The following is a 22,796-nucleotide window of genomic DNA, read 5'->3' as shown; positions in this document are numbered from 1 at the left end:
CCGCACTCCCTCACATCCGGAAGACGCCGTAGCCCGGCTCGCCCAGCGGCGCGTTGCCGCACGCCGTCAGGGCCAGCCCCAGCACCCGGCGGGTGTCCAGCGGGTCGATGACCCCGTCGTCCCACAGGCGCGCGGTCGCGTAATAGGCGCTGCCCTGCGTCTCGTACTGCTCGCGGACCGGGGCCTTGAAGGCGGCCTCCTCCTCGGCGCTCCACTCCTCGCCGCGCGCCTCCAGCTGGTCGCGTTTGACGGTCGCGAGGACGGACGCGGCCTGCTCGCCGCCCATCACCGAGATCTTCGCGTTCGGCCACATCCACAGGAAGCGGGGCGAATAGGCGCGGCCGCACATCGAATAGTTGCCCGCGCCGTACGAGCCGCCGATGACGACGGTCAGCTTGGGGACGCGGGTGCAGGCCACCGCCGTGACCATCTTCGCGCCGTGCTTGGCGATGCCGCCCGCTTCGTAGTCGCGGCCGACCATGAAGCCGGAGATGTTCTGGAGGAAGACCAGCGGGATACCGCGCTGGTCGCACAGCTCGATGAAGTGCGCGCCCTTCTGGGCGGACTCGGAGAACAGGATGCCGTTGTTGGCGACGATGCCGACCGGGTGGCCGTGGATGTGCGCGAAGCCGGTGACCAGCGTCGTGCCGTACTCGGCCTTGAACTCGGCGAAGCGGGAGCCGTCCACGACACGCGCGATGACCTCGCGTACGTCGTAGGGCGTACGGGAGTCGGCGGGCACCGCGCCGTACAGCCCCGCCGGATCCACCTTGGGCTCCTCGGCGGGCCGCACCGTCCAGGGCAGCGGGCCGCGGCCGCCGAGCGTGGAGACGATGGTGCGCACGATGCGCAGCGCGTGCGCGTCGTCCTCGGCGAGGTGGTCGGTCACCCCGGACGTACGGGAGTGCACCTCGCCGCCGCCCAGCTCCTCGGCCGTGACGACCTCGCCGGTCGCGGCCTTCACCAGCGGCGGCCCGCCCAGGAAGATCGTGCCCTGGTTCCGTACGATCACGGCCTCGTCGCTCATCGCCGGGACGTACGCGCCACCCGCCGTGCAGGACCCGAGGACCGCCGCGATCTGCGGGATGCCCGCGCCCGACATCCGGGCCTGGTTGTAGAAGATCCGACCGAAGTGATCCCGGTCGGGGAAGACCTCGTCCTGCATCGGCAGGAAGGCGCCGCCCGAGTCGACCAGGTACAGGCACGGCAGGCGGTTCTCCAGCGCCACCTCCTGGGCGCGCAGGTGCTTCTTGACCGTCATCGGGTAGTACGTGCCGCCCTTGACGGTCGCGTCGTTGGCGACGATCACCGTCTCGCGGCCGGAGACCCGTCCGACGCCCGCGATCACGCCCGCGGCCGGCGCGGCCCCGCCGTACATCCCCTCCGCCGCCAGCGGCGCCAGCTCCAGGAACGGCGAGCCGGGATCCAGCAGCGCGTCCACCCGGTCGCGGGGCAGCAGCTTGCCGCGCGCCGTGTGCCGGGCCCTGGCCTTCTCGCCGCCGCCCAGGCGGGCCGCGGCCAGGCGGGCCCGCAGGTCCTCGGCCAGCTCCTGGTGCGCGGCCTCGTTGGCGCGCCAGGTGTCCGAGGCGGGATCGGCCGTGGTGTCGAGCACCGGGGCCTGCTGCGCCGGGTCCATCGGCATCGGATCCATCAGCACCGGACCTCCGTCTCCGTCGGCTCCATCGCCACCGGCTGCATCGCTACGGCCTTTCTCGTGCGGCTGCCGTACGGCCATTCCCGTCCGGCAGCCGTGGACGCCGGGGATCGCCCGGCGGCACGGTTAATGGGCGTTAACTTCATTTCCCTCAGGTTAACGACCACTAACCCGCCTGTCTACAATTAGTTGTATGAGCAGCACACACGCCCCGGCAGCCACCAGCCGACGCGAGCAGATCCTCAAGGAGGCGGCCCGCCTCTTCGCCGAGCGCGGGTTCCACGGCGTCGGCGTGGACGAGATCGGCGCCGCCGTCGGCATCTCCGGGCCCGGCCTCTACCGGCACTTCGCCGGCAAGGACGCGATGCTCGCCGAGCTGCTCGTCGGTATCAGTGAACGGCTCCTGGAAGGCGGCCGCATCCGCGCCGCCTCCGGGGGCGACACCCCCGTCGCGGCGCTGGACGCCCTGATCGAGGGGCACATCGACTTCGCCCTCGACGACCGCCCGCTGATCACCGTCCACGACCGCGAACTGGACCGGCTGCGCGAGGCCGACCGCAAACGGGTCCGCCGCCTCCAGCGCGAGTACGTGGAACTGTGGGTGCAGGTGGTGCGCGAGGTGTACCCGGCCTATACGGAAGCGGACGCGCGCGCCTCCGTGCACGCCGTCTTCGGCCTGCTCAACTCGACCCCGCACCTCAGCCGCCCCGGCGCGCTCCCGGGCCGTACGGAGATGTCGGCACTGCTGCACCGGCTGGCGCGGGGCGCCTTCGCGGCGGTGGGGGCGGACGGCGGCAGGGGCGGCGCCGACGCGCTCTCCGGCCCCTCGGACCCCTCTGGACAGCCTCACTGACCGCCGGGTAGCTTTCGGCTGAGCAAGCGCTTAGTCGACGAGTCGGCCGTGGCCGGCCGGCGGACCTGAGGAGGCGGCGGATGCGTCGTACGGTGTTCAACGAGGATCACGAGGCGTTCCGGGAGACCATCCGCGACTTCATCGCCGCCGAGGTCGTCCCCGTCTACGACGAGTGGATGCAGGCCGGACAGGCCCCCCGCGACTTCTACAAGAAACTCGGCGAACTGGGCGTCTTCGGCATCGAGGTCCCCGAGGAGTACGGCGGCGCCGGCGAGACCAGCTTCAAGTTCAACGCCGTCATCACCGAGGAATGCGCGCGGGCGGGCGTCAGCTTCGGCGGCTCCGGCGTCCACACCGCGCTGTGCCTCCCGTACTTCCTCAAGTACGCCACCGAGGAGCAGAAGCAGCGCTGGCTGCCGCCCTTCGTCTCCGGCGACATGATGACCGCCATCGCCATGACCGAGCCCGGCACCGGCTCCGACCTGGCCGGCATGCGCACCACCGCCAAGCTCTCCGAGGACGGCACCCACTACGTCCTCAACGGCGCCAAGACCTTCATCACCGGCGGCGTCCTCGCCGACCGCGTCATCGTCTGCGCCCGTACGGCGCTCCCCACACCCGAGGACCGCCGCGCCGGCATCACCCTCCTGGTCGTCGACACCACCTCCGAGGGCTACGCGGTCGGCCGCAAGCTGGACAAGCTCGGCCTCAAGACCTCCGACACCGCCGAACTCTCCTTCACCGACGTCAAGGTGCCCGTCGAGGACCGCCTCGGCGAAGAGGGCAAGGCGTTCTCCTACCTCGGCCAGAACCTCCCGCAGGAACGTCTCGGCATCGCCGTCAGCGCCTACGCCCAGGCAGCCGCCGCGGTCCGCTTCGCCACCGCGTACGTCCAGGAGCGCGAGGTCTTCGGCAAGTCCGTCGCCTCCTTCCAGAACACCAAGTTCGCCCTCGCCGACTGCAAGTCCGAGGTCGACGCCATGCAGGCCGTCGTCGACCGCGCGCTCGACGCCCACGACGCGGGCGAGCTGACCGCCGCCGACGCCGCCTCCGCCAAGCTCTTCACCACCGAGCGCGCCGCCGTCGTCATCGACAAGTGCCTCCAGCTGCACGGCGGCTACGGCTACATGCAGGAGTACCCGATCTCCCGCCTGTACGCCGACACCCGCGTCACCCGCATCTACGGCGGCACCAGCGAGGTCATGCGCTCCATCATCGCCAAGTCCATGGGGCTGTGAGGCCCCGCGGCCCGCTGCCGCGCCGGCGCCCGAGCCCACGTGCCGCAGCCCGAACGAAAGCCGTACGCGCGTGAACGACGCCCTCACCGACCTGCTCGAACAGCTCGACCTGGAACGCATCGAGCAGGACATCTTCCGCGGCACCAGCCGCCCCTCCGTCGTGCCCCGGGTCTTCGGCGGCCAGGTCGCGGCCCAGGCCCTGGTCGCCGCCGGGCGCACCGTCCCCGAAGACCGCCCCCCGCACTCCCTGCACGCCTACTTCCTGCGCCCCGGCGACCCCGGCGCGCCCATCGTCTACACCGTCGACCGCATCCGCGACGGCCGCTCCTTCACCACCCGCCGCGTCGTCGCCGTCCAGCACGGCCAGCCGATCTTCCACCTCTCCGCCTCCTTCCAGGTGTACGAGGAGGGCATGGAACACCAGGAGCCGATGCCGCCCGCACCGGACCCGCTGACCCTGCCGACCGCCGCCGAGATGCTGCCCCGCTACGCCGACCGCTTCCGCGAACCGGGCGTCACCCAGCGCCTCCTGGAGGCCCGCGCCGCCGTCGACCTGCGCTACGTGGACGCACCGCCGTTCGGCACCGCGGGCGAACCGCGCGAACCGCGCTCCCAGGTCTGGTTCCGTACGAACGGCAAGCTCGACGGCGACATCGACCAGCCCCTGCTGCACATCTGCCTGGTCACCTACGTCTCCGACATGACCCTGCTGGACTCGGTACTGCTCGCCCACGGGCGCGGCGGCTGGGCCGTCGGCGACGTCGTCGGCGCGAGCCTGGACCACGCCATGTGGTTCCACCGGCCGTTCCGGGCCGACGACTGGCTGCTGTACGACCAGGAGTCACCCACCGCACAGGGCGGACGGGGCCTGGGCAAGGGCCGCATCTTCACGGCGGACGGGCGGCTGGCGGTGTCGGTGATTCAGGAAGGGGTCATTCGGGTGCCTCGGGGGGCTCAGGAGGCTCGGGGGGCTGGGGGGTCTCGGGAGTCTCGGGAGTGAGGGGCTTGGGGAGTTTGCGGGGCTTGCGGGGCTCAGTGGGGCTCGCGGGGCTCAGTGGGGCTCGCGGGGCTTGATGGGGCTTGTGGGGCTTGTGGGGCTTGATGGGACTTGTGGGGTGCTTTTAGTGTGTGATGCCGGATGTGTGCGGATACTGGATCTCCATGGATGCTTCCAGCAGGTCCGTACACCCGTCCGGAGCGGCTGACTCGGACGGCCCGCCGGATCCTCCCGACCCGTTCGCTCCCGCCGCGCCCTCCGCCTCGGACGAAAGCACCGGCACCGTCCTGGTCGCCGCCGCCGCGAACCTCGGTATCGCCGCGGCCAAGGCGGTGGGCGGTGCCGCCAGCGGCTCCAGCGCGATGCTCTCGGAAGCGGCCCACTCCACCGCCGACACCGTCACCGAACTCCTCCTGCTGACCGCCCTCAAACGCAGCGGGAAACCGGCCGACGAGGACCACCCGCTCGGCCACGGCGGCGAGCGCTACGTATGGGCACTGCTCGCCTCCGTCGCCACCTTCGTCGGCGGCGCGGTCTTCGCGATCCACGACGGCATCCACACCCTCACCCACGGCGAGGACCCGGGCGACCCACTCCTGTCCTACGTCATCCTCGCCCTCGCCTTCCTCCTGGAAGGCGCCTCGCTCCTCAAGGGCGTACGCCAGGCACGCGGCGAGGCGGCCCGCTTCGGCGTCTCCCTGCACCGGTACATGGCGCACACCCCCGACACCGCCGTGAAGGCCGTCGTCATGGAGGACTCCGCCGCCCTGGCCGGCCTGCTGCTGGCCGCGGGCGGACTGCTCGGCGGGCAGCTCACCGGCTCCGGCGTCTGGGACGGAGCCGCGTCGGTCTGCATCGGGCTGCTGCTCGTGTACGTGGCCTGGGTGCTCGGCCGCAGCAACGCGCAGCTCCTGATCGGCCGCCCGCTGCCGCCGCCGATGCGGGCCGCCGTACGGGCGGAACTGCGCGCGGTGCCGCAGGTCGTGGACGTACTGGAACTGGTCACCCTCGTCCAGGGGCCGCGTGAGGTGCTGATCGCCGCGAAGATCGACTTCCGGGACGTGGCCACGGCCGAGCAGATAGAATGGGCCTGCGAGCACGCGGAACAACGACTCCGCGCCCGCTTCCCGGCCATCCGACGGGTGTTCCTGGACCCGACACCGGGGGCTTGTCAGGAGCGGCGGGGGGTGGACAGGGGCGGGGCGGAGGACTGATCTCCGGCTGGGGTGGGGGGCTGGCCTTCCGCCCCGTTCCGGCTGGGGTGGGGGCTGGCCTCCCGCTCCGTTCCGGCTGGGTGGAGGGCTAGCCTCCCGCCCCCGCTTCGGCCGGGGTGCGGGGTTCCGGTCCTGTTTCAGCCGGGGTGGGGGCTGGCTTCCGGTCCTGTTTCAGCCGGGGTGGGGGCTGGCTTCCGGTCCTGCTTCAGTCGGGGTGGGGGGCTTCCGGTCTTGTTTCAGCCGGGTGGAGGGCTGGCTTCCCGCCCCCCACTTCAGTCGAGGCGCAGGGCTGGCTTCCGCCCCCGCATCGGCCAGGGCTCAGCCCGTCAGGCCCGCCGCGCCCAGTAGGTACGCCGTCAGCGGGTCGTAGTACCGCGGGCTCAGCACATGATCGTCCAGCGGAATCGTCACTTGCAGCGTGCCCTCCGCCTCGCCGAGGAACAGCGCCGGGTCGTTGCAGTCCGCGAACCCGATGGCGTCGAGACCGCGCTGACCGGCGCACCCGGCCCAGCCGTGGTCCGCCATGACGAGATCGGGCAGCGCCTCGCCCGCCCGCTCCAGCCCGTCCAGCACCGCGGTCATCGGCGCGGGGGAGTGGGTGTGCCACAGCGTCGCGCCGCGCTCCAGCATCGCCACGTCGGCGAACTGGAACACCACGCCCTCGTCCGCCCGCAACCCGTCCGGTACGACGACGATGTCGCAGCCCTTCGCGCGCAGCGCCTCCGCGGTGGCCCGGTGCACGTCCAGCAGCCCTCCGGGGTGCCCGGTCGCGAACAGCACGCGCTCCCGGCCGGCGGCGGCCTTGCGCAGCCGGGCGGCCGCGCGGTCCAGCGCGTCCACCGTGAGCTCGGGGTCGATGGTGTCCTGGCCCATCCGGTGGCGGGCGTCGTCGATGACGCCGCACCGCTCCGCCATCACCGCGAGCACGTCCTGCTCGTCGCTCCAGCGGTTCCCGAGCTCCAGCCCGAGCCAGTAGTGACGGTCTCCGTTGGCCAGCTTGCGGTAGTGGTCGAGGTTGTTCTCGCGGGGAGTGGCGACCTCACCGGCGATCCGGGTCCGTACGAGATGGTCGACGAGTTCGGTGCGGCTGGGAACAGGCGGCAGTATCGGCATGAGGTCATTGTCCCTTGAAGCACCACCCCATGGACGTGATGTCCATCGGCCGGCGCCACATCACCACAAATGTCCATGGGCAGCCCCGCCGCCCCTGCCTACGCTCCCCCCATGACCACCGCATCCGCCGCTTCCGGCGCCACCCAGGAACCCGTCGGCCCCGTCGACTCCTCCCGCGTCCCCCGCTACGCGGGCCCGGCGACCTTCGCCCGGCTGCCCCGCCTCGACCAGGTCGGCACGGCCGACGTCGCGGTGGTCGGCGTCCCCTTCGACACCGGCGTCTCCTACCGCCCCGGCGCCCGCTTCGGCGGCAACGCCATCCGCGAGGCGTCGCGCCTGCTGCGCCCGTACAACCCGGCCCAGGACGCGTCCCCCTTCGCGCTCGCGCAGGTCGCCGACGCCGGCGACATCGCCGCCAACCCCTTCAACATCAACGAGGCCGTCGAGACCATCGAGGCCGCCGCCGACGACCTCCTGGACACCGGCGCCCGCCTGATGACGCTGGGCGGCGACCACACCATCGCACTGCCCCTGCTGCGCTCGATGGCCAAGAAGCACGGCCCGGTCGCCCTGCTCCACTTCGACGCGCACCTGGACACCTGGGACACCTACTTCGGCGCCGAGTACACCCACGGCACCCCGTTCCGCCGCGCCGTCGAGGAAGGCATCCTCGACACCTCCGCCCTCTCGCACGTCGGCACCCGCGGTCCCTTGTACGGCAAGAAGGACCTCGACGACGACGAGAAGATGGGCTTCGGCATCGTCACGTCCGCCGACGTCATGCGCCGCGGCGTGGACGAGGTCGCCGACCAGCTCCGCCAGCGCATCGGCGACCGCCCCCTGTACATATCCATCGACATCGACGTCCTGGACCCGGCCCACGCCCCCGGCACCGGCACCCCCGAGGCCGGCGGCCTCACCTCCCGCGAACTCCTGGAGATCCTGCGCGGCCTGTCCTCCTGCAACCTGGTCTCCGCCGACCTGGTGGAGGTCGCCCCCGCGTACGACCACGCCGAGATCACGTCGGTGGCCGCCTCCCACACGGCCTACGAACTGACGACGATCATGTCCCGACAGATCGCGGCGTCGAAGGGCTGAGCACGCGGCGAGCGGACCGCCAGGCCGCTCGGGCGCTTGCTCCGTACGGCTGATGGCCAACGCTTCTTCGGCGTTGGCCATCACCGTTCGGGCGGGTGGGGACCTACCCCACGTCGCAACTGTTCGTCCAGATCTCCCCGCGGTTCTCCCCGCGGTTCTCCCCGCGGTTTTTCTTGTGGTTTTGCCCGCGGTCCCCCGCGGAGCCTGGACCGGCATCGACCTGTCCCTCGACGGACACGCCTGGGCCTGGCCGCGCGCGAGCCGCGGCTCGGCCGAGCGCATGCGAGGTGAACGACCAGCACCCGTCGAACGCATAGTTACGGTGGGATGCGAACCATGGAGACGCTTACGCCCCACCGGAAGGCTTACGAATTGCCGCTCCGGGACGGGCTGTATCGCTCGACCTGGCCGGCCCGCCCTTCGCAGCCCCGAGTGGGGCGAACGGCGTTGCCTTATCCCGGAAGTACCGGCTCAGTTACTGAAACACATGATTGCTGCCGAATCCGTACCGGCCGTGACGCCGAAGAAGTGCTCAGCAGTGCTCAGCACTTCGTAGTACTCCCGTAGGCGCTCGACATCGGCACCCTCACCGATCCCTCATACGTTGGGATACACGTCCACCTCCCTCAACCGAACCGGGCCCTAATGGGCGGCCAACCGCTCGAACGGGACCACGCCCAACCTCTCCGCAGCCTCCCGTACCTCTTCGACGCTCCACCCGCTGAGGCCGTCCTCGCCGATCGGAAAGCCGTCCATCATGAGCTCAATCGATACGCCCTCGGCGTCCAGCAGGAATTGCAGGCCGGCCCACGCTTTGTCGAGCTCTCCCGTCGAGCCCCCGTCGGGCTCGCCCGGACGGTCGAACGATTGCTCCGGCAGCTTGGGCCCACGCCTGCCGGTCGGCGGCTTTCGGCCGGCGACCGGTGGCTGCCGGCCGGTGGTCGCCGGCCACCGGCCGCCAGCATTCCATCCCCTTACGGCGTCGGCGCCGAAGGCGGCCACGGAACATCAGCCAACGCTGGGATCAACTGCTCCTCCTCATAGGCAAGGTGGGCCCGCAGCTCATCGGACATCCGCTCCAAATCGGTGAGGAAACGTTTCGGGTCGGCGTTGTCGATGTCCGCGAGGAGGGCGAGCAGGTCGCTCTGGATACGGGCGATCGTTCGGTGCTCCTCCTGGAGCCGGTCGAGGGCAGGGCGTAGCCCGGGGTGGTATCGGGCGACCATGGGGAAGATGTGCGCGTCCTCACCGGTGTGATGGAACTCCAGGCTCTGGCAGAACGCCAGGCAGTGCTGACGGATCTGGAGCCCGAGCCCCGGCGCCAGCGGCGCCTCCGGGCCCTGGTGGGCAGCCCGCGCCGCGAGATGGGCTTCGGCCTCGTCGCGTACGTGCCGCAACTGCGCGCGCAACCACGTGTGCACCTGTACGAGCTTGTCGGCGAGCGAGGTGACCGCGCTCGGCAATTCCCCGTCCGACTTCACATACGCGGGCTCGGCGGACTCCAGCACCACGACCGGCAGTGTGCGGGACGTCCTGGCCTGATAATCGCCGTACCCGGGCGCCACACTCACCGCCCGCGCGAACAGCCGGTCGCGCCGCTCTCCCTCGGCGGGTACCGCGATCGCTTCGTACGCCGCGGTACCGATCTCCACCCGCACCTGCGGGTGCGCGAGCAGATTGCGGTACCAGTCGGGGTGGTCCGGAGCGCCGAGATTCGACCCGACGACGAGCAACAGTTCACCGTCACGGACGCACCCGAGGGGTACGGTGTGCGGCTTTCCGGACGCGGCGCCGGTGGTGGTCAGCAGAAGAAGTTCGCTGCCCTCGAACGGGCCGCCGACTTTTCCGCCATTGGCTCGAAACTCCTCGATGACAGACTGGTTGAAGGACTGAGGTGGGGACTGGGATGGGCGCTGGGACATGCTGATGTCGCTCTCCGAGAACGTGATCCACGGGCCGGCTGCCTCATGGCTGCTGCCTCAGGGGCGCGCCGCGTCACAGGCAGCCGCGACCGCGGTGAAGTGAAAGGTGAGAAGGTGGGAAGCGGGAAAGGCGGACGCCTCGTCCTCGGTCTTGTCCTGGTCACCGTCCGGGCAAATCAGCCCAGGACTCGAACAGGCACAAGCACAGGCACAGGTACCGGTTCCGGCTCCGGTCGGCATCTGTACCTGTACCGAAAAGGCAAAAGGAGGACCGGACCGGGCATGCGAGACGCCGCTGCGCGCGCTCGGCGCGCGAAAATCAGGCCCGGCCTGCGAAGTATGAACTCATGACGTAGTCCCTGAAGAAAGGTGTGTCACCCGACTGCCGGCCGGCCCACTGCTCTTTGGCCGACGTCACGCGCACACGCGTTTCATTAGATCCACTGAGTGGACGCCTCGTCAACCGGAGGGCGCCGGCTCATTCCCGTACTCCGGTTGCCACATCGCGTCCTGCACCGCCTGTACGACATCGTCGGGAGTCACGCGCGCGACCCCTTCGTCAACGGCCGCCCGTACCACCGCGACCGCGACGGCAGCCGAAGAAGCCCGCAAATTCTCCACCTGAGGCAGCAGCGGCGCCCCCGGCCCGCCGCCGTCGACCTGCCCGGCGACCGCGTCGGCGGCAGCCAGCAGCATCCCGGAGGTCAGCCGCTCGGCGCGCGACACCACCACGCCCAGTCCGAGCCCCGGATAGACGAGAGCATTGTTGGCCTGGCCGATGACATGCCGGACGCCGTCGATCTCCACGGGATCCACCGGGATGCCGGCCGTCGTCAGTGCCTTGCCGCCGGTCCAGCGCAGCAGGTCCGCGGGCATCGCTTCGATCTTCTCGGTCGGGTTGGAGAGCGGGAAGATGACGGGCCGCTCGACGTGCCGGGCCATCTCCTCCACGATCTGCCGGGTAAAAGCGCCACGTACGGTCGAGGTGCCGACAAGAACAGTCGGACGCACGTTCCGTACGGTCGTCAGCAAATCGAACCCGCCCCGCGCACCGACACCGCCCCGCGCGTCCGAGGCGCCCCGAGCGTCCGACGCGTCCCGCCACCCCTCGACCTCTTCCCGCGGCCGGGCGTACCCGCGCTGGTAGTCGCGCAGACCGTCCATGTCGTCCAGCAGCAACCCCGGCCGGTCGACGAGCCAGATGCGGCGGGTGGCATCGTCACTGTCCAGACCGTCACGGACCATGGCCTCGCGGAGCTGGTCGGCGATCCCCACGCCGGCCGTCCCGGCACCGAAGACCACGACGCGCTGCTCGCGGAACGGTGCTCCGGTGACCTTCAGCGCCGACCGGACGGCGGCGAGTGTGATGGCGCCCGTGCCCTGCATGTCGTCGTTGAGCATGCGACAGCGCTCGCCGTAGCGCTCCAGGAAGCGCCGCGCGTTGCCCGCGCCGAAATCCTCGAAATGCAGCAGCGCGTCCGGGTACAGCGTCGAGACCGTGTCCAGGTACGCGGCGACGAAGGCGTCGTACCGTTCGCCGCGTGCCCGGCTGTGCCGTACGCCCAGGTACAGCGGATCGTTGAGCAGCGTCTCGTTGTCCGTGCCCACGTCCAGGACCACCGGCAGGCAGCGGGCGGGATCGATGCCCGCGGCCGCCGTGTACACCGCCAGTTTGCCCACCGCGATCTGAATGCCGTGCACGCCCCAGTCACCGATACCGAGAATCTGCTCGGCGTCGGTGACGACGACCAGGTCCACCTCGTCCGGCGCGAGATCCAGCTCCTCGAACGAGCGGCGCAGGTCCCGGGACCGGTCGATGGACAGGAAGACACCGCGCGGGCGCCGGTACTCATGGCTGTACGTCTTGACCGCCTCGCCCACGGTCGGGTCGTAGACGATGGGCAGCAGCTCGGCCAGGTGCTCGGTGAGCAGCCGGTAGTACAGCACTTCGTTGCGGTCGTGCAGTTGTTCAAGATCGATGTACGCGGCCAGGTCACTCGGCTGGCGGTGCAACTGCTCGTACGCGCGCCGCGCCTGCTGGTCCAGAGTGAGCACCGCGTCGGGCAGCCGGCCGACGAGGCCGAGACGGTCACGTTCGGCGGTGGTGAAGGCGGTTCCGCGATTGGTCAGCGGATCGTTCATGACGCGCGGCGACAACCTGCCCATACCGTTGCACCCTGCTCTCGCGTCCCCCGCTCACCGATGCCGTCCGCCCTCACGTATCCGTCGCTCCCGCCCCCGCACTCCTCCGTTCGCTCCCGTCTCTCCGCCCCTGTTGTTTCTCCGCCCCGGAGCCGTTCCCGCGCCCGTCGCCCCCGGCCAGTCTCACGCGAGAGCCCCGTTCCCGCATCCGGTGGATACGGGAACGGGGCTCTGACCCGAATATTCACGCAGTGGCGTTGTCAATCCAGGCGCATGGGGCTGACCCGGCCCTGGAGCAACCGCGACAGGGAGGCGTGCACGTCCTCCACCGAACGGTGCGGCTGGAACGACAGCCAGTCCAGCGCCGCGACGAGCACCATGCCGAGAAGGGCGGACGCCGTCAGAGGAACGTCGAGTTCCTCGCTCAGCTCGCCGACGGCGATGGCATCCCGCAGTACGGACTCGACGACGGCGACCGCCCGGCCCCGTACGGACTGCAGGGTCGGCTGCCAGACCCGGTTCGTACGCCACAGTTCCGCGACGTACAGCTGGGTCAGGGAAGGCGAGCCGGCGATGAAGTCCAGGCCCGCCCGGATCATCGCGTCCAGCGCGTCGACCCGGGTGCCGCCGTCCGCCCGCACCGCCCGGTCGGCGGCGTCCTGGAGGGAGGCGGCGAGCAGGTCGATGCCGTCCCGCAGCAGCTCTTCGTAGAGAACGTTCTTGCTGGCGAAGTTGTAGTAGACCGTTCCCTTGGCCACGCCGGCGCGTTCGGCGATCTCGTCCACCGTGGTGGCGGAGAAACCCTGCTCGGCGATGAGCGTGACCGCGGCGTCGAACAGCTTGCGCCGGGTGGCGCCGCGACGGGGCCCGTGGGCCGGGGCGACGGCTTCTGCCCCGGGGCCGGGGGCGGCGCCGTGAACGGCGCCGCCCCCGTGCCTGCGAAGGTGCTCGGTCCGCACGCTCACAGGCTCAGTTCCGGGTGCAGGTCCTTCATCCGTACGACCTGCCGGCCACGCGCGGTCAGCGACGTGAGCGCCAGCGCGCCGATCGTGAACGCGGCCAGGACGATGGAGCCCTGCCACACGATCCCGAGGTCACCACCGGTGATGAGCCGGCGCAGGCCGTCCACCACGTAGCTCATCGGCAGGAACGGGTGGATCCAGCCGAAGAATCCGGGGCTGGTCTGCACCGGGTACGTACCGCCCGCCGACGTCAGCTGAAGCATCAGCACGACGAGCGTCAGGACGCGGCCCGCCGGGCCGAACTGCGCGCCGAAGAACTGGATGATCGCGGTGAACGCGGCCGTCGCCAGCAGCAGGAAGCCGATGGTGGCACCCGCGCGCGCCATCTCCAGGCCGAGGCCCCAGTGCAGTACGGCCATCAGGGCCAGTACCTGCACGACGCCGATGGCGAAGACCGGCAGCCAGGACCCGAGCGCGATCCGCCAGCCCGGCGCCCCCGCGGCGAGCGCGCGCTTGCCGAGCGGCGCGAGCAGCATGTACGCGACCATCGCGCCGACCCACAGCGACAGCGGAATGAAGTACGGGGCGAGCCCGGTGCCGTAGTTGGGCGCCTTGTGCATCGACTTCGACGCCAGCTCGACCGGGTTGGACATGACGTCGGTCCGCGCGTCGCGGTCCTTCTTGTCGTAGTCCGGGATCTGCGCGACGCCGCTGTCCAGCTTGCCGGCCAGCTGGTTGGAGCCGTCCTTGAGCTTGTAGATACCGCCGTTGAGCTTGTCGACGCCATCCTTGGCGGAACCCACACCGTCGTGGACCTTCCCCGCCCCGTCGGCGACCTTGCCTGCGCCGTCGGTGAGCTTCCCCGCTCCGTCGGCCACCTGGCCGGTGCCGTCGGCGAGCGCGTTGATGCCCTGCGCGAACTGCCCGGCTCCCTGGGAAACCCGGAGAGCTCCCTGGTTCAGCTCGTTGATCTTGCGCAGGGAGGTGTCCGCGTTGTTCACGATGCCCGGTACCTGGTCGGCGACCATCTCCGCGCCGTGCTGCACGTCCCGCAGCTTGGTGTGCAGCGGCTGCAGGTCGGTCTTGGCGATGGCGCCGTCGACCTTCTGGGCGAGGTCCAGAGCGACGGCGGTGCCGTCCGCTATGCCCTTCAGCTTGGCGCAGTCGAGCTCGTCCGCGCCCGCGACACCGCACTGCTTCTTGTACAGAGAGGCAGCGTCTTCAGCGTTCTGCCGCGCCTTCTGAACGGCCTTCGCCGAATTCCCGGGCAGCTTGCCGAGGTCTTCGTCGAGCCCCTTCATGAACTCGGCGAGGTTCCGGGCCTTCTGGGCGATCTCCTTGCCGTGCTGCTTGAGGAACGGCAGGTCCTTCTGTGCCAGACCGTTGACCTGGTTGGCGAGCTGCTGCGTACCGGCAGCCACCTTGCCTGCACCCTCACTGAGCTGCTTGGCCTTCGCGCTCGCGGTGTTGGCGCCCTTGTTGACGTCGCTGGCGCCCTTGCTCAGCTCGCCGGCCTTGTCGTGGAGCGTGCCCGCGCCCTTGCTGACGTCGCCTGAGCCCTTGTCCAGCTTGCCCAGGCCGTCGGACAGGTCGTCCGAGCCCTTCTTCGCGTCCCCAAGCCCCTTGTCGATCTTGCCGGCGCCGTCCGCAGCCTGCTGCGTCTTGTCGTGCAGATCCGAGAACGACACAAAGATCTTGTCGAAGAACTCCCGCGACGACTTCGCCGAGGTCTTCGCGCGGATCTCCGAGAAGATCGTCTTGGAGATCGAGCCGACGATGTAGTTGTTCGCGTCGTTCGTGCGGACCTGGAGCGCGCCCGTCTCCGGGTGGTCACCGGAGCTGGAGGCGATCCGTTCGCTGAAGTCCTTCGGGACGGTCAGCGAGAGGTAGTACGTACCGTTCTCGACGCCTTTCTCGGCGTCGGCGGAACTGACCTCCTCCCAGTTGAACGTGTTGCTGTCCTTGACGTTCTTGACGAGCTGGTCGCCCGCCTCGATCTTCTTGCCGTCGGCGGTGGCGCCCTTGTCGTTGTTGACGAGCGCGACCGGGATCTTGTTCAGGTTCGCGTACGGATCCCAGAACGAGCACAGGTACAGCGCGCCGTACAGCAGCGGGATCAGCATCAGGGCGACGAGGCCCAGCCGGGGGAGCTTGCCCCTGCCGAAGCGCTTGAGCTCAAGCGCGGCGAGCTTCGGCGAGCGCATGGGCTGCTTCCTCCTCGTGGATGTCGGTCGTACCGGATGTGCCGGTGGTCGAAGTGGTGGTGGCGGACGCCTTCGCGTCCGGCTTCGCGGCTGCCGGGGCGGTACGGACGACGATCGCGTCGGCCGGGGCGGTGCTGGCCGACGCCACCACCGTCGTACCGCTCAGAGCCAGGTCCCGCAGCATCTGCCAGACCTGGGAACGCTCGTCCTCGGAGAGCTTGAGGTCGACGTCGTCGATGGCCACCAGCCGCGGGCCGTGCATGACGGCCAGGGCGACCGAGAGCCGCAGCGCCTCGATGCGCTCCAGATCGCGTACGGCCGTGCGCAGTCCCTTGGGCAGGGTGGCGGGGTCGAGGCCGACGGCGGCCAGTGCCGCCTCGACGCGGGCCCGCGTCGCCTCCTTGTAGCGGCGGCCCCAGGGCAGCCGGGCACCGAGCGAGCCGGCCATCCGGTGGCCCAACAGGGCCTGCTCCTCCAGGTGTTCCCCAGCGGTCAGAGCCGGTTCCAGGTCGGCGATCCCGGGTACGTGCGCGATGGCGGTGAGGCTGCGCACCGTACCCATGCGCTTGGGGAGGGGGAAGCCGGCGACCGTGGCGTGTCCCTCGGCGAGCTTCATACGGCCGGTGAGCGCCAGCAGGAGACAGGTGCGGCCGGAGCCCGACGGGCCCTCGACGGCGATCAGCGAACCCGGGTCCGCGGTGATGTGGACGTCTCTGAACGCCCACCCTCGCGGGCCCCTGACTCCGATTCCCCTGGCGTTGACCGCCGCCCCCTGGCGGGTGGTGTCCACGGCCCCTCCTTTGTTCTGACTGGTCAGTCTAAAAGTGTGCCGCATGGAGCGGCCTATTGACCAATCAGCACGCGATCCTGTGAACTCCGTCATGTGGCGGGTGGGGCGCTCCGATGCTTTTGGGGCGTTTGTTGGTGATGTTCTCGGTGTGGTCCGTGGTGCTGAGCGCACGGCCGCATCGGTTGGACACTTGCGACGGAGACCGATGACTCACTCGGCCAAACTGATCGCCCCGCTCCTCGCGGGGGCCCTCGTCACGACGCTGCCGCCGGCCTCGGCGTCGGCAGCCACCCAGGCATCGCACACCACGGCGGCGCCGACCGCGGCGCCCGCTTCGGGAGCCGCGGCGGCGGACTCCGCTACCGCGGCCACTGAAGCCGCCCAGTCGCCCGGCGCCTCCTGCGCGCCGCGGGATCTACAACGATTTGATGTGAATGCGAAGCTGCCTGAGCAGAAACGTTCCAGTGCGCAGCCCTCAGGGGCGGAGGATTCCGGCGCGAAGTCGTCCGGGCCCTCCGCGGCGGAACGTTCCGCCACCGGCGACGGCGACGGCTGGACCCCCACCGCCACCCGCATCGACCCCAAGGACGGCCACCACGCCTTCGTCGGCAACGGCTACCTCGGACAGCGCATAGCCCCCAACGGCGCCGGCTACACGGCCCCCGGCGAGACGACCGGCTGGCCCCTGAAGACACCGCGCTACGACGGTTCCTTCGTCTCCGGCCTGTACGCACGCGGCCCGGAGAAGCTGGAGGGCCGCCAAGCCATCGCCGCGCTGCCCACCTGGACGGGCCTCGACGTCACCGCCGCCGGCGACCGCCCGCAGACCTTCGACTCGTCGACTCCAGCGGGCCGCATCTCGAACTACCGCCAGACGCAGTTCATCCGTTGCGGCCTGGTCCGCACGTCGCTGACGTGGACGGCCGCCGACGGCCGGGCCACCGACCTCGTGTACGACGTCCTCGCGGACCGCACCAACGCGCACACCGGCGCCGTACGGCTGCGCATGACGCCGCACTGGGCCGGCCGGGCCACCGTCACCGACCGGCTCGACGGGCGCGGCGCGCGCCGTATGACGCAGACCGGCGGCAGCGCGCGGCCGGGGGACCGGACGATGGACGTCACCTTCCGTACGGACGGCACGAAGACGGACGGCGCGGTGGCCTCGGCCCTGCGCCCCGGCTCGCAGATCCGTCCGCAGCACGTGACGACGCAGCGCGCTGGCGCGGCGAAAGAACTGAGCAATCAGCAGAGCGTGACGTTCCCCGTACTGGCCGGACGCTCCTACGAACTGACCAAGTACGTCGGCGTCGACACCGCCCTCACCTCCCGTACTCCGCGCGCCGCCGCGACCGCAGCCGCTCAGCGGGCCGCGGACCGGGGCTGGGACGCCCTGTACCGGAAGCACGCCGCCGCCTGGCAGAAGCTGTGGCGCAGCGACGTCGAGGTGAAGGGGCGCGGACAGCGGGAATTGCAGGCGTGGGTGCGCGCGGCGCAGTACGGGCTGCTGTCCAGCACGCGCGCCGGCAGCAGCAACAGCATCAGCCCGGCCGGACTGACCAGCGACAATTACGCGGGCGAGATCTTCTGGGACGCCGAGACCTGGATGTACCCGGGGCTGCTGGCCGCCCACCCCGAGCTGGCCAAGTCCGTCGTGGACTACCGCTACAAGACCCGGGCCGGCGCCGCCGCCAACGCGAAGAAGCTGGGCTACAAGGGCCTGTTCTACCCATGGACCAGCGGCAGCAAGGGCGACCTCTGGAAGGAGTGCCACAGCTGGGATCCGCCGCACTGCAAGACCCAGAACCACCTGATGGGCGACGTCTCCCTGGCCGCCTGGCAGTACTACCTCGCCACCAAGGACACCACCTGGCTGCGCGAACGCGGCTGGCCGGTGATGAAGGGCATCGCGGAATTCTGGGCGTCCCGCGTCACCCGTAACCCCGACGGCAGCTACTCGATCAAGAACGTCGCGGGGCCGGACGAGTACAGCAACGGCGTCGACGACGGCGTCTTCACCAACGCCGGCGCGGTCACCGCGCTGCGCAACGCCGGACGCGCCGCCGCGCTCCTCGGGCAGTCGGCCCCCTCCGCCTGGAAGGACATCGCCGACCGCATCCGCATCCCGTACGACGCGAAGAACAACGTCTTCAAGCAGTACGACGGCTACAAGAACACGGTGATCAAGCAGGCCGACACCGTGCTGCTCATGTACCCGCTGGAATGGCCGATGTCGCAGCGCGACAAGGTCAGCACGCTGGACCACTACGCCGGGCTCACCGACCCGGACGGCCCGGCCATGACCGACTCGGTGCACGCCGTCGCCGCCGCCGGAGCCGGTGAGCCGGGCTGCTCGACGTACACGTACATGATGCGTTCCATCAAGCCGTTCGTCCGCGGCGCCTTCCACCAGTTCTCCGAGGCGCGCGGCGACAAGGCGGGCGCCGGCGACCCGCACGCCGGATCGCCCGCGCAGGACTTCCTCACCGGCAAGGGCGGATTCCTCCAGACCTTCACCAACGGCCTGACCGGTCTGCGGATGCGCGAGGACCGGGTGCACCTGGACCCGATGCTGCCGCCGCAGCTGTCCGACGGCGTCACGTTGCGCGGGCTGCGCTGGCAGGGGCGTACGTACGACGTGGAGATCGGCGCCCACAGCACGACGGTGCGGCTGACGGCCGGCGCGCCGATGCGCGTCGAGTCGCCGGAGGGCGAGCGGGTGGTGAGCCGCGGCGTACCGCTGACGCTCAAGACCCGCCGCCCCGACCTGGCCGCGACGGACAACGCGGCCCGGTGCATGACGGCGCGGGCCACGTCGGAAGAGCCCGGCATGTACGCGGGCGCCGCGGTGGACGGCAACGCGGCCACCTCCTGGGTGCCGGACGGCCCCGACGGCAGCCTGACCGTCGACCTCGGAAAGTCCTCGCGCATCGGGCAGATCACCCCGCGCTGGAAGGGCGGCGAGCCCGCCTCGTACGTGGCGCAGGTCTCGACGGACGGTAAGCACTGGTACGGCACCGGGTACGACGGGCGTACGACGGCCCGCTACGTACGGCTCACGGTGCGCGGCGCCGAGGCGACGAAGGGCGGACAGCGCCCCGGACTCGCGGAGCTGACGGTGCAGAAGGCTGCGGAGCCGGCCAAGGGGAAGTAGCCCCAAGCGGGCGCAGCTACGTGCGTTGACTTGCGTTGACTTCCTTTGGAACGGCCCGGATCGGCGCGACGCCTAGTCGATCCGGGCCGTTACGAGGCGGCTCACTCCCTGGCCCCTGGCCTCCAGGGCCGTCTGAGCCCGCAAGCTCGTCCGAACTAGCTGCGCCGCCTGAGCCCCCGCAGCCCCAGAGCCACCGAGGCTCCGGAGCCCCAGACCCTCAAAGCCCCAGAGCCTCAGGACCCCGCAGCCCCAGAGACACCAGGGCTCCGAAACCCCAGAGCTCACTGATGTGTTTTTTCTTGACACAGTCAACGACATGCCCACTGGTCTGGACCGATAGTGACCATTCCGTCCTCGTAACGAGACATCCGTGACCGCTTCCGTCACATAGTGTCCGGACACGCACGGTGTGTCTGACCTGGGAGGGAACTGTGCGTACGGGTGCGAAGTACGTGGTCGGCGGCGTGTTCGCCGCGATGGTGGGTGTGGCCGGGGTGGGCGCGTACAACGTCTACGAGGCGTTTGCCGGCGGTTCCGACGGGTCTGGGTCCACGGCCGGCACGAACGCGTCCAGACAGACCGGACCACCGACCGAGAAAGAAGTGCGCGACACGGCGCGCGACTTCCTCGCGGCCTGGAGCAAGGGCGACACGGAGGCCGCCGCCCTCCTCACGGACAATGCCGCCGGCGCGCGCCAGGCGCTGACCGGATTCCATGACGAGGCGCGGGTGTCGAAGGTGACGTTCGAGGCCGGTCGGAGCAGCGGCGCGAAGGTCCCCTTCCACGTCACCGCCGAACTGTCGCTGGGCAAGGGCGGCACGGAGCATCCGAAGTGGTCGTACGATTCCGCGCTGCGCGTCGTACGCGGCAAGACCACCGGCAAGGCGCTCGTCGACTGGCAGCCGGCCGTCGTCCACCCCGCCCTGCGGCGCGGCGAGAGCCTGCAGACCGGCTCCGGCGGCGCGCCGCCCGTCAAGGCGGTCGACCGCAACGGCACCGCACTGGACGCCGCGGAACTTCCGTCGCTCGAAGCCATCCTGCCCGCCCTCCGGGAGAGCTACGGAGAGAAGGCGGGCGGCGTCCAGGGCATCGAGGTGCGCGTCATGAGCGAGGGCGGCGAGCCGGGCAAAACACTGCACACCATCGTCAAGGGCCGCGAAGGAACGCTCCGGACGACGCTGGACGCGAACGTCCAGCGGGCAGCCGAAGCGGCGGTCAAGGACTTTCGCGAGGCGTCGGTCGTCGTGGTCAAGCCGGGCAGCGGGGACATCCTCGCGGTGGCCAATCACCGTACGGACCAGTTCAACGCGGCCTTCCAGGGCCGGCTGGCGCCCGGCTCCACGATGAAGGTCGTCACCGCCGCGATGCTGATGGAGAAAGGTTTCGTCTCCGCGGGCAAGAGTGTGGAGTGTCCGAAGTACGCCTCGGCGGGCGGGCGATCGTTCCACAACCAGGGCATGTTCTCGATCAGCGGCGGTACGTTCTCCGACAGTTTCGCGCGCTCCTGCAACACCGCCTTCATCGGCCTGGCCGACCGCCTCTCGGGCACGGACCTGAGCAGTGAGGCCGTCGACGTCTTCGGGCTCGGCAAGGACTGGAAGGTCGGCATCCCCACGTTCGACGGCAGCGTGCCGCCGAGCGACGGCGCGGACACCCCGGCGGCGCTCATCGGCCAGGGCCGCGTCCAGGCCAACCCGCTGAACATGGCGTCCGTCGCCGCCACCGCCAAGGCCGGCTTCTTCTCCCAACCCGTTCTGGTCTCCCCGGAGCTGGACGACCGGCCGGTCGCTCGCGCTAGCCGCGCACTGCCCTCCTCGGTCGCCGCGCAGCTGCGGGCCATGATGCGACGTACGGCCGTGAGCGGCACCGGCGCGCGGGCGATGGCCGGTCTCAGCGGTGACATCGGCGCGAAGACCGGCTCCGCTGAGGCCGACGGCCAGGGCGACGCCAACAGTTGGTTCCTCGGTTACCGCAACGACGCCGCGGCGGCCGCCGTCGTCCAGCAGGGTGGCCACGGCGGCGACGCGGCGGGACCGATTGTCCGAAGGGTGCTCGCGGCGCGCCGCTGAGGGGAAGGGTCGACACTGGGGCGTGCCCGCGTCGGGCCGGCCCACATCCCGGGGCGCACCTGCCCCGGGGCGTCGACGAACGGGAGGACCCCTCGTGCGCGTACGTTCCGCGGTTGTCCGTGTCACCGCAGCAGTACTGGCCGCCGGCTGTCTCACGGCGTGCGCCGAGGGGGCACCGGCGGCGGCCCCGGACCCGGCGGCCACGGCCGCCGCGGATTCGGCCGCCGCGGATGCGGCGGCGTCGGCCACTGCCGGCCGGGCAGCTTCGGCAGGCACCGGCCCGGGAACGTCCGCCGCCTCCGCCCGCACGAAGAACAGCGGCGCTCCTTCGGACACGGGCGGACAACCCTCGGTCCAGGACGACCGCCGCCCGGCCGCCGGCGGTCACCCCTGCTCCCCGTCCGTCTCCCTCGACCGCTACTCCGACGCCCTGGACAAAACCACCTATCAGGGCACCTTCGTCGGCAACCTCTCCGCACTCACCCGCGACACCGACGGCTCCCTCGCCGCCCTGTCCGACCGTTCCGTCCTGCTCGGCCTGGACGGACGCAGCCACCGGCCGGTACGGGCCGACAAGCTCACCGACGAGCAGGGCGCCGTCCTCGATGCCGAAGGCCTGGCCGTCGAACCGGGCGGCAGCTACCTCGTCTCCTCCGAGGGCGAGCCGGCCGTACGGCGCTACGACCGTTCCCACCGGCTGCTCGGCCGGCTCCCGCTCCCCGGGCCGCTCCGTGTCGAGCCCGCCGGCCGCGCCCAGGCGAACCAGACCTTCGAAGGCCTCACACTCACCCCCGGCGGCGCCACCCTGACCGCCGCCATGGAGGGACAGCTCACCGCCGACGGCAAGGACACCGCCGCCCGCCCGCTGCTGCGCTTCCAGACCTGGCAGCGACAGAGCGGCGGATCCCGCACGGTTCCGTACCGGCTGAGCAAGCAGTACGCGTACCCCGTGGATCCCGGACTGGCCGTCTCCGAGATCGCAGCCCTCCCCGACGGCCGGCTGCTCGTCCTGGAACGCGGCTTCACCGCCGGCGTCGGCAACACCGTGCGCCTCTACCTCGCCGACCCGCGCCGGGCCGGTGACGTCAGCCGCGTCATCGAACTGCCGGCCGGCAAGAACGTACGCCCCGCCCGCAAAAAGCTCCTCGCCGACCTCGGCGCCTGCCCCTCCCTGGGTGCCCCCGCCCACCAGCCGCAGGCCAATCCGCTGCTGGACAACATCGAGGGCATGGCGATCACCGGCCACGCGCCCGGCGGCCGGCTGCGCCTCCTCCTGGTCAGCGACGACAACGAGAGCCCGAAGCAGATCACGCGCCTGTACAGCCTGACGGTGCGCCCCGGCGGCCGCTGACAGCCCGGCCGGAGTCCGCTCAGAGCCCGAGTCCA

The 22,796-nt window shown here is 70.7% G+C and carries 16 protein-coding genes; 8 read left to right on the top strand and 8 right to left on the bottom strand.

Annotation, left to right across the window (positions count from 1 at the left end):
- Window positions 1-10: 10 nt before the first annotated feature.
- The gene (locus tag AB0L45_RS02380; protein WP_365835633.1) at window positions 11-1,642 is read right to left on the bottom strand and encodes a carboxyl transferase domain-containing protein; all 1,632 of its coding nucleotides are present in this window, start codon (window positions 1,640-1,642) and stop codon (window positions 11-13) included.
- Between the two features lie 205 nt (window positions 1,643-1,847).
- Here AB0L45_RS02380 and AB0L45_RS02375 point away from each other — a divergent pair, with 205 nt between their 5' ends.
- From AB0L45_RS02375 to AB0L45_RS02360, 4 genes are all read left to right on the top strand, one after another.
- On the top strand, window positions 1,848-2,507 hold the full coding sequence (locus AB0L45_RS02375) for a TetR/AcrR family transcriptional regulator (protein ID WP_365835207.1): 660 nt from the start codon (window positions 1,848-1,850) through the stop codon (window positions 2,505-2,507).
- Between the two features lie 80 nt (window positions 2,508-2,587).
- On the top strand, window positions 2,588-3,745 hold the full coding sequence (locus AB0L45_RS02370; RefSeq protein WP_365835205.1) for an acyl-CoA dehydrogenase family protein: 1,158 nt from the start codon (window positions 2,588-2,590) through the stop codon (window positions 3,743-3,745).
- Window positions 3,746-3,815: 70 nt separating this feature from the next.
- Window positions 3,816-4,745: an acyl-CoA thioesterase II gene (locus AB0L45_RS02365; RefSeq protein WP_365835203.1), complete on the top strand. Its 930-nt coding sequence runs from the start codon at window positions 3,816-3,818 to the stop codon at window positions 4,743-4,745.
- 161 nt (window positions 4,746-4,906) lie between these two features.
- The gene (locus AB0L45_RS02360) at window positions 4,907-5,956 is read left to right on the top strand and encodes a cation diffusion facilitator family transporter (protein WP_365835201.1); all 1,050 of its coding nucleotides are present in this window, start codon (window positions 4,907-4,909) and stop codon (window positions 5,954-5,956) included.
- A 318-nt stretch (window positions 5,957-6,274) separates the two neighbouring features.
- On the opposite strand, the gene AB0L45_RS02355 is transcribed toward AB0L45_RS02360, so the two are convergent.
- A complete protein-coding gene (locus AB0L45_RS02355; protein WP_365835199.1) occupies window positions 6,275-7,069 on the bottom strand; it encodes a phosphatase in 795 nt (264 codons plus the stop codon).
- A gap of 111 nt (window positions 7,070-7,180) precedes the next feature.
- Between AB0L45_RS02355 and speB the strand changes: the two genes are divergently transcribed.
- Entirely contained in the window at window positions 7,181-8,167 is a 987-nt protein-coding gene (gene speB, locus AB0L45_RS02350) for an agmatinase (RefSeq protein ID WP_365835197.1), read from the top strand.
- Between the two features lie 642 nt (window positions 8,168-8,809).
- On the opposite strand, the gene AB0L45_RS02345 is transcribed toward speB, so the two are convergent.
- The 6 genes from AB0L45_RS02345 to AB0L45_RS02320 all read right to left on the bottom strand — a co-directional run bounded on the left by AB0L45_RS02345 (window position 8,810) and on the right by AB0L45_RS02320 (window position 16,187).
- A complete protein-coding gene (locus AB0L45_RS02345) occupies window positions 8,810-9,169 on the bottom strand; it encodes a DUF1877 family protein (RefSeq protein WP_365835195.1) in 360 nt (119 codons plus the stop codon).
- A complete protein-coding gene (locus AB0L45_RS02340; RefSeq protein WP_365835193.1) occupies window positions 9,142-10,089 on the bottom strand; it encodes a nitroreductase/quinone reductase family protein in 948 nt (315 codons plus the stop codon). Before AB0L45_RS02340 ends, AB0L45_RS02345 begins: the two co-directional genes overlap by 28 nt.
- Before the next feature lie 459 nt (window positions 10,090-10,548).
- Window positions 10,549-12,255 carry an NAD-dependent malic enzyme gene (locus AB0L45_RS02335; RefSeq protein WP_365835191.1) on the bottom strand — a complete coding sequence of 569 codons (1,707 nt, stop codon included), beginning with the start codon at window positions 12,253-12,255 and terminating at the stop codon, window positions 10,549-10,551.
- A gap of 236 nt (window positions 12,256-12,491) precedes the next feature.
- Window positions 12,492-13,196 (bottom strand): TetR/AcrR family transcriptional regulator, encoded by a 705-nt coding sequence (locus AB0L45_RS02330; RefSeq protein WP_365835189.1) that lies wholly within the window; start codon window positions 13,194-13,196, stop codon window positions 12,492-12,494.
- Window positions 13,193-15,397: a YhgE/Pip domain-containing protein gene (locus tag AB0L45_RS02325; protein ID WP_365835187.1), complete on the bottom strand. Its 2,205-nt coding sequence runs from the start codon at window positions 15,395-15,397 to the stop codon at window positions 13,193-13,195. Before AB0L45_RS02325 ends, AB0L45_RS02330 begins: the two co-directional genes overlap by 4 nt.
- Window positions 15,369-16,187 carry an ATP-binding cassette domain-containing protein gene (locus tag AB0L45_RS02320; protein ID WP_365835186.1) on the bottom strand — a complete coding sequence of 273 codons (819 nt, stop codon included), beginning with the start codon at window positions 16,185-16,187 and terminating at the stop codon, window positions 15,369-15,371. The genes AB0L45_RS02325 and AB0L45_RS02320 overlap by 29 nt, the downstream gene beginning before the upstream one ends.
- A gap of 205 nt (window positions 16,188-16,392) precedes the next feature.
- On the opposite strand from AB0L45_RS02320, the gene AB0L45_RS02315 reads away from it, so the two are divergent.
- From AB0L45_RS02315 to AB0L45_RS02305, 3 genes are all read left to right on the top strand, one after another.
- Complete coding sequence (locus AB0L45_RS02315) at window positions 16,393-19,341, top strand: discoidin domain-containing protein (RefSeq protein ID WP_365835184.1); 2,949 nt, start codon at window positions 16,393-16,395, stop codon at window positions 19,339-19,341.
- A 431-nt stretch (window positions 19,342-19,772) separates the two neighbouring features.
- Window positions 19,773-21,410 carry a penicillin-binding transpeptidase domain-containing protein gene (locus tag AB0L45_RS02310; protein ID WP_365835182.1) on the top strand — a complete coding sequence of 546 codons (1,638 nt, stop codon included), beginning with the start codon at window positions 19,773-19,775 and terminating at the stop codon, window positions 21,408-21,410.
- Between the two features lie 94 nt (window positions 21,411-21,504).
- Window positions 21,505-22,761 (top strand): esterase-like activity of phytase family protein, encoded by a 1,257-nt coding sequence (locus AB0L45_RS02305; protein ID WP_365835180.1) that lies wholly within the window; start codon window positions 21,505-21,507, stop codon window positions 22,759-22,761.
- Window positions 22,762-22,796: the final 35 nt, after the last annotated feature.

The sequence above is a fragment of the Streptomyces sp. NPDC052496 genome, assembly GCF_040679095.1.
GTDB lineage: Bacteria > Actinomycetota > Actinomycetes > Streptomycetales > Streptomycetaceae > Streptomyces.
Note: the sequence above shows the minus strand (reverse complement) of the source record. Positions and strands in the feature narration are given on the sequence as shown.

Bases quoted from the DNA above. Each gene is read 5' to 3' on its own strand.
- AB0L45_RS02325 (WP_365835187.1), bottom strand. From the start codon at position 15,397: ATGCGCTCGCCGAAGCTCGCCGCGCTTGAGCTCAAGCGCTTCGGCAGG.
- AB0L45_RS02340 (WP_365835193.1), bottom strand. From the start codon at position 10,089: ATGTCCCAGCGCCCATCCCAGTCCCCACCTCAGTCCTTCAACCAGTCT.
- AB0L45_RS02355 (WP_365835199.1), bottom strand. From the start codon at position 7,069: ATGCCGATACTGCCGCCTGTTCCCAGCCGCACCGAACTCGTCGACCAT.
- AB0L45_RS02380 (WP_365835633.1), bottom strand. From the start codon at position 1,642: ATGCCGATGGACCCGGCGCAGCAGGCCCCGGTGCTCGACACCACGGCC.
- speB (WP_365835197.1), top strand. From the start codon at position 7,181: ATGACCACCGCATCCGCCGCTTCCGGCGCCACCCAGGAACCCGTCGGC.
- AB0L45_RS02335 (WP_365835191.1), bottom strand. From the start codon at position 12,255: ATGGGCAGGTTGTCGCCGCGCGTCATGAACGATCCGCTGACCAATCGC.
- AB0L45_RS02360 (WP_365835201.1), top strand. From the start codon at position 4,907: ATGGATGCTTCCAGCAGGTCCGTACACCCGTCCGGAGCGGCTGACTCG.
- AB0L45_RS02375 (WP_365835207.1), top strand. From the start codon at position 1,848: ATGAGCAGCACACACGCCCCGGCAGCCACCAGCCGACGCGAGCAGATC.
- AB0L45_RS02370 (WP_365835205.1), top strand. From the start codon at position 2,588: ATGCGTCGTACGGTGTTCAACGAGGATCACGAGGCGTTCCGGGAGACC.
- AB0L45_RS02315 (WP_365835184.1), top strand. From the start codon at position 16,393: ATGACTCACTCGGCCAAACTGATCGCCCCGCTCCTCGCGGGGGCCCTC.